At 31.8% G+C, this 17321-nt stretch carries 24 protein-coding genes; 4 read left to right on the top strand and 20 right to left on the bottom strand.

The genetic code is table 11. The features are described 5' to 3' along the window. Positions 1 to 49 precede the first annotated feature (49 nt). Entirely contained in the window at positions 50 to 580 is a 531-nt protein-coding gene (locus tag FHQ18_RS07455) for a hotdog fold domain-containing protein (RefSeq protein WP_149266538.1), read from the top strand. Here the strand turns inward: FHQ18_RS07455 and FHQ18_RS07450 are convergent. The 10 genes from FHQ18_RS07450 to FHQ18_RS07405 form a co-directional block, all read right to left on the bottom strand. Beyond that, positions 540 to 1061 carry a hypothetical protein gene (locus FHQ18_RS07450; RefSeq protein WP_149266537.1) on the bottom strand — a complete coding sequence of 174 codons (522 nt, stop codon included), beginning with the start codon at positions 1059 to 1061 and terminating at the stop codon, positions 540 to 542. The two genes, FHQ18_RS07455 and FHQ18_RS07450, sit on opposite strands and share 41 nt — an antisense overlap. 12 nt (positions 1062 to 1073) lie before the next feature. After that, complete coding sequence (locus FHQ18_RS07445; RefSeq protein WP_149266536.1) at positions 1074 to 1823, bottom strand: acyl-CoA dehydratase activase; 750 nt, start codon at positions 1821 to 1823, stop codon at positions 1074 to 1076. A gap of 317 nt (positions 1824 to 2140) precedes the next feature. Beyond that, entirely contained in the window at positions 2141 to 3133 is a 993-nt protein-coding gene (locus tag FHQ18_RS07440) for a 2-hydroxyacyl-CoA dehydratase family protein (RefSeq protein WP_149266535.1), read from the bottom strand. Next, positions 3130 to 3429: a hypothetical protein gene (locus tag FHQ18_RS07435; protein ID WP_149266534.1), complete on the bottom strand. Its 300-nt coding sequence runs from the start codon at positions 3427 to 3429 to the stop codon at positions 3130 to 3132. Before FHQ18_RS07435 ends, FHQ18_RS07440 begins: the two co-directional genes overlap by 4 nt. 4 nt (positions 3430 to 3433) lie before the next feature. Then, positions 3434 to 4873 (bottom strand): RtcB family protein, encoded by a 1440-nt coding sequence (locus tag FHQ18_RS07430; protein ID WP_149266533.1) that lies wholly within the window; start codon positions 4871 to 4873, stop codon positions 3434 to 3436. 369 nt (positions 4874 to 5242) lie between these two features. Further along, on the bottom strand, positions 5243 to 5869 hold the full coding sequence (locus tag FHQ18_RS07425; RefSeq protein WP_149266532.1) for a uracil-DNA glycosylase: 627 nt from the start codon (positions 5867 to 5869) through the stop codon (positions 5243 to 5245). After that, entirely contained in the window at positions 5859 to 7049 is a 1191-nt protein-coding gene (coaBC, locus tag FHQ18_RS07420) for a bifunctional phosphopantothenoylcysteine decarboxylase/phosphopantothenate--cysteine ligase CoaBC (RefSeq protein ID WP_149266531.1), read from the bottom strand. Before coaBC ends, FHQ18_RS07425 begins: the two co-directional genes overlap by 11 nt. Further along, the gene (locus FHQ18_RS07415; protein WP_149266530.1) at positions 7042 to 7257 is read right to left on the bottom strand and encodes a DNA-directed RNA polymerase subunit omega; all 216 of its coding nucleotides are present in this window, start codon (positions 7255 to 7257) and stop codon (positions 7042 to 7044) included. Before FHQ18_RS07415 ends, coaBC begins: the two co-directional genes overlap by 8 nt. 1 nt (position 7258) lies before the next feature. Next, positions 7259 to 7870 (bottom strand): guanylate kinase, encoded by a 612-nt coding sequence (gene gmk / locus FHQ18_RS07410; RefSeq protein ID WP_149266529.1) that lies wholly within the window; start codon positions 7868 to 7870, stop codon positions 7259 to 7261. Then, a complete protein-coding gene (locus FHQ18_RS07405; protein WP_149266528.1) occupies positions 7863 to 8732 on the bottom strand; it encodes a YicC/YloC family endoribonuclease in 870 nt (289 codons plus the stop codon). Before FHQ18_RS07405 ends, gmk begins: the two co-directional genes overlap by 8 nt. A 94-nt stretch (positions 8733 to 8826) precedes the next feature. Between FHQ18_RS07405 and FHQ18_RS07400 the strand changes: the two genes are divergently transcribed. The 3 genes from FHQ18_RS07400 to FHQ18_RS07390 are packed head-to-tail and all read left to right on the top strand — an operon-like array spanning position 8827 to position 10397. Then, on the top strand, positions 8827 to 9582 hold the full coding sequence (locus FHQ18_RS07400; RefSeq protein ID WP_149266527.1) for a slipin family protein: 756 nt from the start codon (positions 8827 to 8829) through the stop codon (positions 9580 to 9582). A gap of 1 nt (position 9583) precedes the next feature. Next, the gene (locus FHQ18_RS07395; protein WP_149266588.1) at positions 9584 to 10180 is read left to right on the top strand and encodes an epoxyqueuosine reductase QueH; all 597 of its coding nucleotides are present in this window, start codon (positions 9584 to 9586) and stop codon (positions 10178 to 10180) included. Then, positions 10164 to 10397, top strand: a complete 234-nt coding sequence (locus FHQ18_RS07390; RefSeq protein WP_149266526.1) for a DUF2905 domain-containing protein — start codon at positions 10164 to 10166, stop codon at positions 10395 to 10397. The genes FHQ18_RS07395 and FHQ18_RS07390 overlap by 17 nt, the downstream gene beginning before the upstream one ends. A 63-nt stretch (positions 10398 to 10460) precedes the next feature. On the opposite strand, the gene FHQ18_RS07385 is transcribed toward FHQ18_RS07390, so the two are convergent. The 10 genes from FHQ18_RS07385 to FHQ18_RS07340 form a co-directional block, all read right to left on the bottom strand. Continuing rightward, positions 10461 to 10664, bottom strand: a complete 204-nt coding sequence (locus FHQ18_RS07385; protein WP_149266525.1) for a cold shock domain-containing protein — start codon at positions 10662 to 10664, stop codon at positions 10461 to 10463. A gap of 107 nt (positions 10665 to 10771) precedes the next feature. Beyond that, a complete protein-coding gene (gene ptsP, locus FHQ18_RS07380; RefSeq protein WP_246798696.1) occupies positions 10772 to 12517 on the bottom strand; it encodes a phosphoenolpyruvate--protein phosphotransferase in 1746 nt (581 codons plus the stop codon). Next, on the bottom strand, positions 12514 to 12792 hold the full coding sequence (locus tag FHQ18_RS07375; protein WP_149266524.1) for an HPr family phosphocarrier protein: 279 nt from the start codon (positions 12790 to 12792) through the stop codon (positions 12514 to 12516). The genes ptsP and FHQ18_RS07375 overlap by 4 nt, the downstream gene beginning before the upstream one ends. 2 nt (positions 12793 to 12794) lie before the next feature. Then, the gene (locus tag FHQ18_RS07370; RefSeq protein WP_246798694.1) at positions 12795 to 13496 is read right to left on the bottom strand and encodes a PTS system mannose/fructose/sorbose family transporter subunit IID; all 702 of its coding nucleotides are present in this window, start codon (positions 13494 to 13496) and stop codon (positions 12795 to 12797) included. Beyond that, complete coding sequence (locus FHQ18_RS07365; protein WP_149266522.1) at positions 13493 to 14155, bottom strand: PTS sugar transporter subunit IIC; 663 nt, start codon at positions 14153 to 14155, stop codon at positions 13493 to 13495. The genes FHQ18_RS07370 and FHQ18_RS07365 overlap by 4 nt, the downstream gene beginning before the upstream one ends. After that, positions 14152 to 14634, bottom strand: a complete 483-nt coding sequence (locus FHQ18_RS07360; protein ID WP_149266521.1) for a PTS sugar transporter subunit IIB — start codon at positions 14632 to 14634, stop codon at positions 14152 to 14154. Before FHQ18_RS07360 ends, FHQ18_RS07365 begins: the two co-directional genes overlap by 4 nt. Next, on the bottom strand, positions 14627 to 15064 hold the full coding sequence (locus FHQ18_RS07355) for a PTS sugar transporter subunit IIA (RefSeq protein ID WP_246798692.1): 438 nt from the start codon (positions 15062 to 15064) through the stop codon (positions 14627 to 14629). Before FHQ18_RS07355 ends, FHQ18_RS07360 begins: the two co-directional genes overlap by 8 nt. After that, on the bottom strand, positions 15030 to 15884 hold the full coding sequence (rapZ, locus tag FHQ18_RS07350) for an RNase adapter RapZ (RefSeq protein WP_149266520.1): 855 nt from the start codon (positions 15882 to 15884) through the stop codon (positions 15030 to 15032). The genes FHQ18_RS07355 and rapZ overlap by 35 nt, the downstream gene beginning before the upstream one ends. Continuing rightward, positions 15881 to 16858, bottom strand: a complete 978-nt coding sequence (hprK, locus tag FHQ18_RS07345) for an HPr(Ser) kinase/phosphatase (RefSeq protein WP_149266519.1) — start codon at positions 16856 to 16858, stop codon at positions 15881 to 15883. Before hprK ends, rapZ begins: the two co-directional genes overlap by 4 nt. Then, positions 16858 to 17319, bottom strand: coding sequence for a PTS sugar transporter subunit IIA (locus FHQ18_RS07340; protein WP_149266518.1), 462 nt, complete (start codon positions 17317 to 17319; stop codon positions 16858 to 16860). The genes hprK and FHQ18_RS07340 overlap by 1 nt, the downstream gene beginning before the upstream one ends. Between the last annotated feature and the right edge of the window lie 2 nt (positions 17320 to 17321).

The raw sequence follows: 17321 nt of genomic DNA, 5'->3' as shown, positions 1-17321 counted from the left end.
ATAATTAAAAAATGTTTGAAAAAGATAAAATTTTTGATAAACTTTTCATATGAACAAAATAAAGTATTTACCACATTCTACTAAATGTTTTGTTTGTGGCAGAAAAAACCCTGTAAGCCTGAAACACCTTTTTTATGTTGAAGATGATTTTGTATGCTCTGACATTTTTATCCCTGATGGATATAACGGATTTAAAGGGATTGTTCATGGAGGAATAGCAACAGCACTATTAGATGAAACCATGGGATGGTGTGCCTATGTGTTCGGTAATGGCAAAAATCTTTATTTTACAAGAAAGTTACAGATAAAATTTAAAAAGTCACTTTATATTGAACATTCTTACAAAGTGGTGACTAATTTTACTGATGAAAAAAAAGGTATTGTTACAGTAAAAGGGAAAATAATCGATAAAAATGAAAATATTCTTGTTGAAGGTGAAGGATACTTTGTAGAAATACCTGATAATAAGATGAAAGAAACTATCCAGTACCTTCTCTTTGATAAAGATAAAATTTATCTAGAAAAAATTGTCAATCGTATTAAAGAACTGCAGGTAGAAGATTCACAACAAAGAAAGTAATTATCACAAAAAAGGTCGATAATACATAATTTATCCTATTGATTTTACTAAATGCAAATACAGATAAACTCAAATACCAGGCAATATGACACGCATAAAAATATTTCAAATAATTAGCTGGCAAAGCTATTGTAATTAGCGCCAATATATCGATTACTTCAAAAGCCAAAAAAATCCTGAAAAATGCTCCTATAGGTAACTTTTTGTTTGGTGATAATAGATACAAAAATAGTATAAAAAAAAGTGTAAGTAAAATAGCCTCAATTATATTGCCGATATGATAGTTTATTTTACCATCAATACCTTTCACAGGTAAAGAAAGCACCAGAATAAATAGAGAAATCAAATTTAAACTATGTTTCTTGTTTAAAATCAATTTTATTAACGCTTTTTCATTAAAAAATACTGTTTCCAGAGCAACCTTAAAAGTTTCCAGAATAGAAGGGAAATCATCCTTTACAATACTTTTACTAACTTTCATTGCAAGCTTCCCTCAGTAAAATAAACAGCCAATTGCTCCATTATACTGAGCGTTATCAACTATTTCAATCCTATTATCTAGTAATCTTTCAAGAAAAAATATTACTCCGTAAAGAGAAGCAACCCCGCCCGATGCAAAATATCTTTGATTTTTAAATCTTTTCAGCATAGGAAAAATACGCTTTGCAATTGATTCATTTATTCCAGCAGCTATATCAGATATTCTATACCCCTCTGCTATTTTTCCTATAATCTCAGATTCACTGAAAATTGCACATGTACTGTTTAGCTTAACAGGATTTCTCACTTCAGATGAAAGCTCTTCGAGGGTTATACCAAGGATATTTGCTGCATTTTCAAGAAATCTACCTGTGCTTGCTGCACACTTATCATTCATCACAAAATCTTCGATATACCCATTTTTTACATAAATAACCTTAGAATCCTGCCCACCTATATCAATTAATGTAAAATTCTCCTCTTTCATCTGATTCAAAGTTCCCTTAAAGTGAGCTTTTATCTCTGAAATAATTTTTGCATTTTTAAATGACATTACATTCCTACCATAACCGGTAGCCACAATATCTTTAAACTGAAAATCATCCACAAAATTTTCTAAATTTACTACCATTTCGCCATTATTTTGACCAACACAATTTTTATAAAATTGTATTGTATCAATACGCTTTAAAATAAGGTCATTCTTATGGTAATAAGCAATTTTTACAAATCTGCTGCCAATATCTATTCCAAGTTTATCCATTTGCAACCGCACACCCACTAGCATCACACCAATTTTTGCAAATAATCCTAATCAAAAAGTAAATGAGGAAGATGGGAGGATGGGGAGATATAAAAAAATCAATATTCCAACGTTTCAACGTTCTAACGTTCCAACGTTTTAACATCTTAACATTTATCATCTTCCTATTCCTCTCAACCTTTAACCCGTGTAATAAATATATATAAACATAATGTAGCTTTTGATATCTTTTATATTATTAGACTCACATGAGTTGGTCAATAGCTATATTACACGGGTTAAACCTTGAACTTTGAACATTGAACTTTGAACACACACTACACGCCTCTTTTTCCAATCAACATCTCGATAAAAGATTCCAATCTTATCTTTGTCCTTGCATCAATAGACTCAGGATCATTACCTTCTATGGTTATCACTGGCACATCAAGCTCTTTTTTGAAAATTACATCCTGAATTTGCCTGTAACAAAAAGATTGGACATAGTGAATAATGCCATCTATCTCTCTTTTTACAATCTCTTTTTTAATATCTGCAAGACGATAAGTTATATCATACGGATAAGTGTATCTTACAAACCGCTCTACGTAATCATATTCAAGGTATGGAATGGAAAACTGTCTCTGCACCTCGTTAAAAACCACAGCACAATCTCTCTCTTCCACAAATTGATATATATCCGAAAATATGGTTGGAACCCCAATAAATCCGAGTCGTACCTTTGCATCTTTTCTTTTTCTACTCTTCGCTTCATCAAGAAACTGTTCTAAATCTTTTTCAAATCTAATATAATTTGAATTGAAGTCGGTAGAAGACACAAGCCATAAATGATTTTCAAAACCGTTCACATAACCTTCCACCGTCAAATTATCAAGCATTATCAGTTTTTCACGAATCTTATCAATTCTGGAAACTGTTTTTTCCAGTATTTTCCAATCTAGACCAAAATGTAACATTAATTTTTCAATCTGTTTTTTTAATAAAGCATACTTTTCTTTCTCACCATATGGGTATGCAAAGGACAAAACAGGTATTCCATTGTCCCTAAAAATTTCCATTAAAGCATGGGTATTTGAGCAGTCCCCTTCCACTACCCCAATTACTTCATCAACACTTTTATTCATCACGGCAGTATATATCCCTTTAATCCAACTACAAGTATTTCTAGGCAGCCCATCCTCTTCCGCTTTTTCGATATAAGTATACGGTTTTTCTGAAGTTATAAAAACATTATTCAAATCCACCGGCAAACAATCACCGGCAATAATAACTTCTACAGGAATTGTGGTAGTAAAACCGATTTTTTTCACGAAAGTGAAAACTCTATGTATCTTTTTATTTCTTTATGAAGCCCTTTTCTGTTTTGAAAAAGGATATTGTTATTTTCAAAAAATGAATCCATCTCATGAAAATCCACCACCGCAAATTCAAGCCCATCATCAGTTTCTATCTTTAATACCTTTGTAAAACTATTCTCTTTAACAATCTTACCAGTATGTATCTCTCTTCTTTTGAGAAATGTAATTTCAATATTACCATCATTCAATTTATTAAAGGAAACCTCTTCAAATCTCATATTATCAAAAACAGCCATCCACCTTTCCATTCATTTACCCTTTTATTACACATAATGGTCTTAACTTTAATACCTTTTTAGCAATATCTAAATAATCCACCACATCCACCACGTCTGACACATCTTTATAAGCTTCAGGCATCTCTTCTTTTAATGTCCTTTTACCTCTACTTATAACAAAAATCCCTTTTAACTTCAATTCTTCAGCTATGTTCCTGTCTTGAGCCATTTTGATTGCTTTATGTCTACTAAGTTTTCTACCTGCACCATGACAGGCGGAATTAAAACTTAACTCCTCAGCCTTTTTGCCACCAACAAGTAGATATGAATATCTTCCCATATCACCAGGAATTATTACGGGCTGACCAGTATCTTTATACATATCTGGTAATTCTTCATGATTAGGAGGTAACGCCCTAGTGGCTCCTTTTCTATGAACGGCAAGAAGCCTCTCTTTACCATCTATCTCATAACGCTCAAATTTTACAATATTATGAGCAACATCATATACCAAACGAGGATTCAGCAATTTTCTAGATATATTTAACACTTCCATAATTGTCTCAATAGAAAGATGCATTAATATCTGTCTGTTTGCCCATGCAAAATTTGCTGCGCAGGATAGAGCTGCAAGATATTTGTTTCCTTCAGGAGATTTCACAGGAGCACAGGCAAGCTGTTTATCTGGAACGCTTATCCCATATTTTAAAAGCGATTTTTCAAAAATCCCCAGAAAATCTGTGCATACTTGATGTCCCAGCCCTCTTGAGCCTGTATGTATGAGTAAAGTCAGTTGTTTTTCAAATAACCCCCATTTTTCAGCTACATCTTTATTTAAAATAGTTTCTACACATCCAATCTCAACAAAGTGGTTTCCACTTCCAAGAGTTCCAAGCTGATCATAGCCTCGCTCATAAGCTTTATTTGACACTGCTTCAGGATCTGCACTGGCAAGGAAGCCATATGATTCTGTAGCCTCTAAATCCCTTTCATTACCAAATCCGTTCTCTACAGCCCATCTCGCCCCCTTTTTCAAAACCTGCTTTAACTCTTGCTTCTTAACTTTAATTTTTCCACCTTCACCAACACCGCAAGGAATATTTCTGTAAAGCTTTTTAGCTAATGACTCCAAATCCACATTCAGATCATCAATACTGATATCAAAGGTAATGAGTCTCACACCACAATTGATGTCAAACCCCACTCCTCCAGGAGTAATAACCCCCTCATCCACATCTGTAGCCACAACACCACCTATGGGTAAACCGTAACCATAGTGAATATCCGGCATAGCAATTGATGCCTTTTGAATACCAGGTAGTGTAGCAGCATTTGCAACCTGTTGAAGCACTCCTTCTGTCTCAATAGATTCTATCATATCCTCAGATGCAAAGACAAGTCCAGGGACTCTCATCCCTAACTCTTTATCAATAGGTATCTCATAAATGAACTTTTCTTTTCTGACCAATTTCATAGTATTATTAATCTAGACATTTCAATAAAATTTTCAATCAAAATATTTTATAAAATATTTTAGTTCGATGTTCAATGTTCAATGTTCAAGGTTCAAGGTTTGAGGTTCAATGTTCAAGGTTTGAGGTTCAATGTTGAAATTTTTACATGTTAAAACGTTTCCTCTGAAAAAATCATTTAATAGATTGCCTGGCAACTCAGATAAATAAAATAAAAATTAAAGTAAGGAAATAGATAAATGGGGAGGAATAAAAGTTCCAACGTTTAAACGTTCTAACATCTTAATATTTATATCATTTTCCTATCCACTAAACCTCGACCTAAGCCTGAACCTATTTAAAACTAGAACTAGGAATTTGTGTGATCTTTTTTACAATTTACCAAGGAGTTTCATAACTTTTTGAAGGTCTTCCCAAGCTAGCTTTTTCATCTTAGGATTTCTTAAAAGATAAGCAGGATGAAAAGTGGGCATTACTTTTATCCCTCTAAAATCTCTAAACTCTCCGCGAATTTTACTGATTGCTTTAGTCGTATTTAAAAGGGAACTTGCAGCTATACTTCCAAGACATACAATCACTTTTGGTGAAATAATTTCAATCTGCTTATGCAAATAAGGAATACATATATTTATTTCATCCTGAAAAGGAGCTCTATTATTAGGAGGTCTGCATTTTACAATATTTGCAATATATACTTCACTCCTCTTAAACTTCATAGCTTCTATCATCTTTGTCAAAAGCTGGCCTGCTCTCCCTACAAAAGGTCTGCCCTGCTTGTCCTCTTCTGCACCGGGGCCTTCCCCCACAAACATTAATTCAGCTTTGGGATTCCCTTCTCCAAATACTATGTTTGTACGACCTTTTGCAAGCCTACATTTTTCACAACTTTTTACACTTTCCTCATAAAGTTGATAAAGGCTATCTTCACAATTATAATCATCTTTTAAAAGAATTTCCTCGATACCATAAACTTCTGATAAATAACTATTATCTCTCATTTTTATCTCTGTAAATATCAACAGCTTTATCTACAATAATCTTTGCAATCTCACTTTTTGTTTTTTTCTCAACAAATATCTTTTCACCACTTTTTAGAAATATATTTATTTCGTTATAGTCTGACTCAAAACCTATATCACTCCTTGAAACATCATTAACCACAATCATATCAAGCTTTTTATTTTCAAGCTTTGTTATTGCATTTTTTTCAATATCATGAGTTTCTGCAGCAAAACCAACAACTACCTGATCATCTCTCTTAATCTTTGAAACTTCTAAAAGAATATCCTTGTTTTTTATCAACTCAATTTGAAAAGACTCTAAATCTTTTTTTATTTTCTGCCCCGCAATATCCTTTACCCTGTAATCAGCCACAGCAGCTGCCTTTAGCAAAATATCACAATCGTTAAAGTGAGATAATACAGCTTTTAACATGTCCTCAGCACTTTTAACATGAATCACATTATATCCACTTAAATCAAGGCACGTATCACCTGCAATAATTAATACTTCTCCGCCTTGTTCCCTGATATATTTGGCAATCTGATACCCCATTTTGCCGCTTGATCTGTTAGTTATAAATCTTACAGGGTCAATATCTTCCTTGGTGGGACCAAGAGTTACAATAAACTTTAAACCTTTAAACTTTTCTTCTGCGACAATTCTATAAATTTCTTCTGGCTCAATAAGTCTTCCTTTCCCCTCAGTTTGACAGGCAAGATCCCCTTCTGCCGGTTCAAAAACATAATAACCTACTTTTTTAAGCTTTTTAATATTTTCCTGAACAAAATAGTTATCATACATATTACTATTCATTGAGGGGAAAATATAAACAGGCTTATCTTTCACCACAAGCATAGCAGATGTAACAAGGTTATCAGCAATACCATTTGCAATTTTTGATAAGGTATTTGCACTACAGGGGGCAATAACAATCTTATCTGCCCAATTTACTAGATCAATATGATCAATTGAGCTAGGTTCAACATCCGTCAGGAAATCATCAATGTATACCCTGTTTTTAGTTAAGCTTTCAAAGGTTAATGGAGTTATAAACTTTGCAGCATTTTCGGTCATAGCTACTTTTACATTATGACCGTTTTTAATTAATATCCTGCAAAGTATAGGTATCTTATAGGCAGCAATACCACCAGTTACACAAATCAGAAAATTACTCATTATCCTCTTCTTCAAAGTCTATTTTATTTTCTACAAGCTCAGCTAACGCAATTGTGATATTTTTATAATATCCTTCTACCTGAGGAGGAAGAGTGTCCTCTTTTTTTTCATAAAGCTCTCTTGCCCTCTGACTACCAATAATTGACAATTTAAATCTACTTGCCACATCATCTCTTTTTATAGCTTTCTCGATATTTAAAAGTGCCATGTTAGACCTCCAAATCTACAATTTTTTCTATATCATCTATGTCTTTCGTTTTAAGATGCTCAGCCCTATAAATTGCATCAAGCTCTTCAAAAGCAACATTCAAAAATCTATTTATAATCAAATAATCATACATTTTAAAAAATTTAATCTCTTCAAGGGCATTTTTCAATCTTAAATTAATCTTCTCCATACTTTCAGTTCTTCTATTTATCAACCTGTTTTTCAACTCTTTTATACTTGGAGCCACAATAAAAATAAATACGGCATCAAGAAACTTATTTTTTATCTGTCTGGCTCCCTGAGGGTCAATATCTAAAATTACATCATAACCATCATTTAAATGTTTTTCTATAACTTGTTTTGACGTGCCATAGTAATTTCCATGCACCACAGCCCACTCTAAAAACTCTTCATTATCAATCATTTCCTTAAATTTTCTTTCACTAATAAAGAAATAATCTTCTCCATCTACCTCCCCGACCCTTGGCTCCCTTGTAGTAAACGATATGGAATATCGCAATCTTTCTGGATACTTTGCAAGCAACTTATTACATAAAGATGTTTTGCCGGCTCCACTTGGAGCACTTATAACAAAAAGCTTTCCTCTAGACAAGGTTCTGCACCTGCTCTCTTATTTTATCAATTTCCACTTTGCCTTTTATAACATTATTCTTTATCTCTGACAACAATGCTTTTGAACCAATAGTATTAAATTCCCTGTGCAGTTCCTGAGCTAAAAAATCAAGCTTTTTACCAACCTCTTCTTCGCTATCTAATACACTTTTAATCTGATTTAAATGAGAATAAATCCTCACAATTTCTTCATTAATATCGGATCGCTCGGCCATTACTGCAACTTCTTGCATTAATCTGTCTTCATCCACATTCATCTCTAATTCTTTTAACCTTTCAACAAGTCTTTTATACTGAATATCAAAATTTTCATTCGCCTTCTTTTCAATATTACTCACAATACTTTTAATTTCATCTGCCTTATCAAGTATATCCTTTTTAAGAGATTCCCCTTCAACAGCTCTCATCTCATTGACTTTAGCAAGGCACTCTTCTACCCCTTTGACTATTAAATTTCCTATTTCACTATATAATTCCTCATTATCTTCATAACTTATAACATCCTGAAATTTTAAAATATGATCTATTCTAATATCATCTATAATTTCACTCTCCATTTGCAGCTGTCTTAAAATTGCCATATAAGAAGAAAGCAAGTTTCTATTCAAAACAGGAACATTGACCACTTTTTTTGGACTTATTTCAATAAAAATATCCACTTTTCCCCTTTTTAAAGAATCTTTGATTAAATTTCTTAAAGTTATTTCAAGAAACATGTATTGACGTGGAAGTCGCATGTTTATATCACAAAACTTACTATTTAAAGTTTTAATCTCTACTTTCACATCACACAAATCATCAGAAACTAAAACTTTACCATATCCAGTCATACTTTTTACCATTGTTTACTCCTAAACTGAAAAAACCCTTTTTATTTATAATCATTTTTTATATATTAAAGTTGAGTATATAATGGATAAATGTCCGGAGGTCAATATGTTTAACTTAATTACGATTATATTTATATTGATTATATTATTAATTGCAAACACAATCAAAATTTTAAAAGAGTATGAAAGAGGCGTTATTTTTAGATTGGGTCGATTTGTAGGTGTAAGGGGTCCTGGTTTAATCATACTTATCCCTGTTATTGAAAAAATGGTAAAAGTGAATCTTAGAACTTTTGTAATGGATGTGCCTCCTCAAGATGTTATTACAAAAGATAACGTATCAGTAAAGGTAAACGCTGTGGTTTATTTCAGGGTTTTACATCCTGAAAAAGCTGTTTTAGAAGTGGAAGATTTTTACTATGCTACAAGCCAAATTTCACAAACTACCCTCAGAAGTATTTTAGGACAGTTTGAACTCGATGATTTGTTATCTAATAGAGAAAAAATTAATATGGAGCTTCAATCAGTAATCGATAAACATACTGACCCCTGGGGAGTAAAGGTCAGTGCTGTGGAAATAAAACATATAGATTTACCTCAGGAAATGCAAAGAGCAATGGCAAGACAGGCAGAAGCTGAAAGGGAAAGAAGGGCAAAAATCATTCATGCTGACGGTGAACTTCAATCTGCTGAAAGACTGACTCAGGCAAGTGAAATAATGTCCAGAAGCCCTATTACATTACAGCTCAGATATCTACAAACACTGAATGAAATAGCATCAGAAAAAAATTCCACTATACTTTTCCCTATTCCAATGGAAATAATAAAACCTTTCCTAAAAAAAGAGGATAAAGATGAATAATATGAAGCTCTTGCTACATCAATGCTGTGCTCCTTGTTCACTGTATCCATTGAAAATTTTAAAAAATGAACCCTTTGAAATATACGGATTCTTTTACAATCCGAATATTCACCCTGTGGAAGAATTTTACAAAAGACTGGAGAATGTTTGGTTTTTAAACAACTTAGAAGGTATTAAAACTATCATAGATGAAACCTATGGTTTAAAAGAGTTTGTACAAAATGTAGTATATAGAGAGTCAAAAAGATGTAACTACTGTTATTATATGAGAATTGAAAAAACTGTAAAAATCGCAAAAAATGGTAAGTTTGATGCTTTTACCACCACACTTTTATACAGTAAATATCAAAATCACCAAATGATTAAAGATATTTGTGAAGATTTATCACATAAATACAAAATTGAATTTTATTATTATGATTTTAGAGAAGGGTGGAAAGAAGGGATTGAAAAATCAAAAGAATTAAATCTTTATAGGCAACAGTATTGTGGATGTATATACAGTGAAGAGGATAGATACAGAAAACAACTTTCAAGAAAGTTTAATAAATTAAAAGAAATACAACTGTGTGAGGTGAACAATGAACCCACTAAGTGAGCTTGGTAAAAGCTTGCTAATTTTTGGTATAATTTTTATAGTCATTGGCATTATTCTTATTTTTTCTAACAAAATACCAAATATTTTCAATCTTGGAAGATTACCCGGCGATATTTATTACAAGAAAGGGAATTTTACATTTTATTTCCCAATAGTCTCTTCAATAATCATCAGCATAATTTTAACATTGATCTTAAACATATTTTTCAGAAAATAGGCACAAAAAAACCCGGCATCACAAAAGTGAGCCGGGTGTAATTTTCAACCTACCCTATGTTGCTTATATTTTTACAACATTGGAGGCCTGTGGACCTTTAGGCCCTTCAACGATGTCAAACTGAACTTGATCACCTTCTTTAAGGCTCTTAAAACCGTCCATTTTAATAGCTGTGAAATGGACAAACACATCGTTACCTTCGGAGCTGGTAATAAAACCATACCCCTTAGAATCGTTGAACCACTTAACTGTTCCTGTCTTACTCATAAACTCACCTCAAAAATTTGTTACAGGGCATCAAACCCCTAAATGAAGATTAGCAGTTTAAGGCTAGTAAGTCAAACATTATTTTACAAAATCTACAATTTCTATTTTTAATGGAAGAACAAATCTGAGGCATGTTTTTCAATAAACTTTTGTAACTTCTCTTCAGCAATCCTTGCAAGTTTACACCTTTTTAAACTTCTCACTAATTTTTCACAATCAGAAATATTAACTCGCCTAATTATCATCTTTGCCTTCAGTATAGAAGCTGGAGACATACTTAAGTTTCTATATCCAAGACCTAAAAGCACAGGTATATATTTCGGATCCCCAGCCATTTCACCACAAACTGTAGCCTCAATCCCTCCTTTATTTGCATCTTTTAATATCTTTTTAAGTAAATGTAGCACAGCTGGATGTGTAGGTCTGTAAAGATAAGCGACGTATTCATTATTCCTATCAATACCAACTGTATATTGAATAAGGTCATTTGTTCCTACGCTAAAAAAGTCCACTTCCTTATTAACAAGATGAGTGATGAGGGCAAGAGCTGGTAATTCCACCATAACACCGATTGGAACATCTTTTCTAAATTCTTTCCCCTCAGCTTCAAGCTCTTTAATTGCATCCTTAACAACTGATTTTGCAAGCCTTATCTCTTCCACCCCTGATATCATTGGAAACATAATCCTTACATCCCCATAAACTGCAGCTCTGAGTATAGCCTTAATTTGTGAAATGAAAAAATCTTGAAATCTTAAAGAATATCTTATTGCCCTTAATCCCATTACTGGATTTTGTTCCTCAGGGTGTGGTAACAAGCTTGAAAGTTTTTCACCTCCAAGATCAAATGTCCTTATTACTATGGGCTTATCCCCATTCTTCATCACAGCATCTTTTAAAATTTCAAACTGGTCATCCTCAGACACATTCCCATTTTCAAGATATATAAACTCTGTTCTGTAAAGACCTATCCCTTTAGAGTTATAATTGTTGGATACTTCAATCTCATCATTTATCTCAACATTAGAAAATATATTAATCTCAACCCCGTCGCTTGTTTTAACTTCAACATCTATAAGTTTCTGTAATTCTTCTACATATTTTATATATTTTTTCTCTTTTTCCTCATACTCTCTTAAAACATCTTCATTGGGATCTATTATGACAACACCATTAAAACCATCCACGATAATTGTCTCATCACTTGAGACAACATTATCAGTGATCTTTTCCAATCCTACAACAGCAGGAATTCCCATAGCTCTTGCAATTATGGATGTATGAGAAGTTTTGCTACCTAAATCAGTAGCAAAAGCAATTATATTTTGCCTTAATAAAGACGCTGTTTCAGAAGGAGATAAATCATGTGCAATAGCAATTCTCTTCTCTCCAGTTGTCTCATTAAAGACAAAACCATCATTGGTCATAAATCTCATTAATTTGTCTACAATATGCTTAATATCATTTTTTCTCTCTCTAATATATGGATCTTCTGTTCTTTCAAAAATATCCATCAAGTTTTTTGATACCTTTTTTAACGCATACTCTGCATTTATTTTCTCATTTCTAATAACTCTCTCAGTCTCTCCAATTAACATATCATCCTTCAACAAAAGCAAATAAACATCAAATATAAACGTATGCTCTTCACCAATATCGCTTACACTAATCTCTTTTATATGTTTGATATACTCTTCACATTTTTTTACGGCATCTTTAAATTTTTTTAATTCAATAGCTATTCTATCATCAGATATTTTATATTTTTTAATTTTAACTATTCTTCTATCTATGAAAAAAGCCTTTCCAATTGCAATACCATCACTTACTCCAATCCCCTTTAAAATAATCACTTATCCTCTCCAAATCTATTTTTAATCAAATTGCTGAGTGCTTCCAATGCTTCATCAGCATCATCACCATTAGCTTTAATCAATATCTTTGAACCTTTAGGGGCTACAAGCATTAAAACACCCATAATACTCTTACCGTTAACCTCTAAACCATCCTTTTCAACGAAAATTTCAGAATTAAACTTTGATGCTTCCTGAACAAATGATGCTGCAGCTCTTGCATGCATACCTAATTCATTAATAATTTCAACTTCAATCTGCTTTTTCTCTTTCATAACTAAATGCCCACCGAAATTTTTAATACAAAAGTCACAATCATAACTACCATTAAACTAAATACCACATCAACTTTTTTAGCTAGAGCAGTCCCTGTCAAAAAATAACCTAAACATATTATATAAAAATTAACATTATTTTCAAATCCACTCTTATGCAACATAACAATCAAAAACAATCCCATAAAAAAAGATGTCATAATATCAAAATAGTTTGACCATTTATTGAAAAGAATCTTATTGAACCAGCTTATAGTCTCCTTACCATAAGTAAAGCCAATATCAAACCCTCTATACAAAAAGAAAAAATGAAAAAAATTAAAAAATAATAGATAAAATATCAATGCAATTACAGGATTATAAAATGCAATTATTGCTGCAAATACAAAGGACGCTGGTCTTAAAGCATGCCAAAAAAAACTGTCGCCCAAAGCACCAAATGCTGAAGAATAAATTCTTTTATACTGTTCAGGATCACCATTATTTAAAAACTCTCTAAACCATACTCCAACCACAAACATAAACAAAAAAGGATGCGTATTAAAATAGCTAAGTTCCTTTTTTATTATTCTATCGGGCACATTGAATTCTTTTTCTTTATTTATCTCATCCAGTAAATAAACAAACCCTGTCCCCTGCATATTTTCGTAATTCCAATTCGCCTGGTAAAATAAACTTTTAATAAACCTTTTCAATTTACTCATATAATCAACCACCCAAAAATGATACCTGTAACAAAAATTATATATTTCACTAAACTCTTAAAACTCAAAAATCTAATCAAATATCCAGACAGAAAACATATTAACAATATTAAATAATTTAAAACATTTCTATCAAACATATAGTTTAAGTTGATAGTAACAATCTGATTATACACAAAATATATAACAAAGAACAACAAATTATATATTATCACGCCTCTTAAAAACGAAATTAATACTCCCCAGAGTAAAACCCTTGTAATAGGAAAATTGTACCATTTGATTTTATTTTTTAGAAAAATGCTTTGGTTTAAACGACGAGTGAGGGTATCAGTAAAGGTAACAGGATAAGATGCCGCAATTAATAGTAATAACAATATAAATAACTTGAAAATATTGTCAATATTACCAAAATTTACCATAAAACATCCAACATAACACATGAAAGAATCATCACGCGGAACATGTGTGCCTACAGGCAAATCAATTAAACCTATAAGCTCAAATATTGTACCAAGTAATAAGCACATAGTTAAATTACCCAAAATTAAGCCCACTATAAGAGCAATTAATATTGGGCGTGAAACCATAATATTAAGAGCACTGTTTCTATCAACTGAAATCAATCCTGATAAAAAAAACAAAAATAGATACTTCATTTTACCAAATAGTGAAAGTTTTTAATATCTACACTTGTTTCCCATGGCAATTTTTTTGTATAAACCATATATTTCTCTCTAAGATTGCACAATGCTAAAATTTCTTCTTTTGTTAAATAAACTGTATCCGAGACTTCAATTTTATGCTTTCTGTTAGCAACACAACCAATATTTATATATATTTCATCTGATAAAATATCTGAAACCTTCATAAATGTATCCACATCTTCAAAAAGAACCAACAAATCATTTTTCACTTTTTTAATATTAAAATTTTTCTTAAAATCTGCTAATGAAAAAAAACTTAAGCTTACGTTATCAGGTATTATGCTTTTATAAATAGTTTTTTTAAGCTCATCTTTAACGATATTATCACTCACGATAATTACATCCTTAATTTTATAATATTTAATCCACCCTTCAATAACTTGTCCATGTATCAATCTATCATCGACACGAAAAATTATGCGTTTACCCATTTAATAAATCACCAGGCCTTTTTATACTATCCTTACCTCTCTCTACAACCTTTCTTGCTATCTCCTGCACATCATTAGTTTCTTCACGTAAAGTTAATGCTTTGATCAACATAGGCAAATTAACGCCTGTCACAACGTCCACTTTTTCTTCACCTATATACGCCATAGCAATATTGGATGGGCTCCCACCAAACATATCTGTAAGTATTAATAACCCATCCTTTCTATATTTAATAATACATTCCTCCAAAACTCCTGCAATGTCATTTAACGAAGAACCACTTTGCACAGGTAAAATTTCTACTTTATCCTTTTTCCCTAAAATCATTTCTGCAGTTTTCAACAATGCAAGCCCTAAAGAACCATGAGTCAAAATAACTATACCAATCATAACCTCACCTTTCCATATCTCTATGCTTAATATTAACATTTAAATTTGTTTTTTCTAGCATATATTTATAAATGAAATCTGCAATCGCCACAGATCTATGTTTTCCACCTGTACAACCTATTGAAATCGTAAGATACTTTTTTCCTTCTTTCATATAATTTGGTATTAAAAAATCTAACAAACTTTTTAATTTACGTAAAAATACCTTACTCCTCTTATCAGAAAAGATATAATCTTTCACTTCATCATCCAATCCAGTCAATGGTCTATACTTTTCAACATAATGAGGATTTTTTAAAAATCTCACATCTAAAACCATATCCGACTCAGGAGGAATACCATATTTAAAACCAAATGATTGAACAGTTACTACTAAATTTGTTTGAAGTCTTTTAGAAAATAACTCACTTATTTTTGCTGACAATTCATTTACATTCAAATTAGAAGTATCTATAATAAAATCTGACAAATCTCTTATTTTACTTAAAAGTGAGATCTCTTTCTCTATAGCTCTTAAAAGATCATCCCCTAAAGGATGTTTTCTTCTAGTTTCTTTATATCTATTTAGTAAAACATTTTGAGTAGCCTCAAGAAACAAAATATCAGCATCATAATTATTTTTTATTTCTTTTATAAAGTTATATGCTTTATCAAACTCTTTGTTCCTAACATCAATTACAAACGCAATTTTTGGAATTTCCACGTTAAAATCATAAGCAAATTGAAAAAACTTTTCTGCTAAAAAAAGAGGGATATTATCTACTGTATAATATCCCTGATCTTCCAATGACTTAGCAGCTGTAGATTTTCCAGCACCTGAAAGTCCAGTGACAATAACAATAGATAAATCCTTTTTCATTCGATCCCTTTTTTAAACATAACATTCTTTATAACTTTTTCTTCATTCCTCTTAATAATCTTATTTAATCTCTCGCTAAACTCATGTGCTGCATCAAACCCCATAAGTTTTAAAAGATGATTTCTAGCTGCAGCTTCAATTATAATTGCTATATTTCTACCAGGTGAAACAGGTATATTAAGGAGGGGTAATTCTACCCCCAAAATATCCACAGAATTTTTATTCAAACCTGTTCTATCATAATTATCTTCTTTATCCCAATCCAACAAATTTACTACCATTTCTACTTTTTTTCTAAGCCTTATAGAACCAATACCATACATTTCCTTAATATTTAAAATCCCCAATCCACGCACTTCTATATGATTTCTTAAAATATCATCACTGTTACCCACCAAATAACCCTGTTTCCTTTTTATAATAACAACATCATCTGCTACAAGTCTATGTCCTCTTTTAACAAGCTCCAACGCACACTCACTTTTACCAATTCCGCTTCGTCCCATAATTAATACACCAACTCCATGTACATCAACCAAAACACCATGCAAATTCGCTATCGGTGCAAGTTTTTCTTCTAAATATGCGGATATCTCACTAATAGCTACAGAACTAACCAATTCTGTCCTAAAAATTGGAACCTGATTTTCTTTGCAAGCTTGAATTACAACTTTAGGAATATGCAAATTTTTGGTAACAACAAAACAGGAAATATTTTTTTGACATAACTTTGATATAGATTTGTATTTTTCAGTAAATGGCAATGTATTTAAATAAGAGATTTCAGTATTACCTAAAATCTGAACTCTTCCTTCGTGGATATGTTCAGTATAACCAGCAAGCCCTAATCCTGGTTTTTGAATTCTATGATTATTAATAAACTTTTTATCGAGTAACTTTCTTCCATAAATTAACTTTAATTTAAGACTTGCAGCTTCTGGAGCTAAAAGCTCCGAAACTGGTATTTCTTTCATTACAATTTGCTTTCCTCTTCTTTCAAAATATCTATTACTTCTTTAAAATTATTTGCTGCTAAAACTCTACTTTTAAAATTAGTCATTTTCATCAATCTCGAAATTCTTGCAAGCGTCTTGAGATGCAATTGCATTTGATTAGCTGGCGCAATAACAATGAAAAACAGTTTTACAGGTAATTTGTCTATTGCATCAAAATCTTGCCCTTCCTTTGAAATAGCTATCAGTATCTTAATTCGATCTATCTCAGTAATTTTAGCGTGGGGAATAGCCACTTCTTCCCCCACTGCAGTTGAACTTAACTTTTCTCTTTCCAAAAGAGCCAGGTAAACAACATCCTCATTCTCAATTAAGCCAACTTCTTTAAACTTTTTTGCAAAAATTTTTAACAATTCATCTTTACTATATTTACCATCTAAGAAAAGGATATGATTTTCATCAATATAATCAGCAATTCTCATCA

The organism is Deferribacter autotrophicus, from assembly GCF_008362905.1.
In the GTDB taxonomy this organism is placed as follows: Bacteria; Chrysiogenota; Deferribacteres; order Deferribacterales; family Deferribacteraceae; genus Deferribacter; species Deferribacter autotrophicus.
Note: the sequence above shows the minus strand (reverse complement) of the source record. Positions and strands in the feature narration are given on the sequence as shown.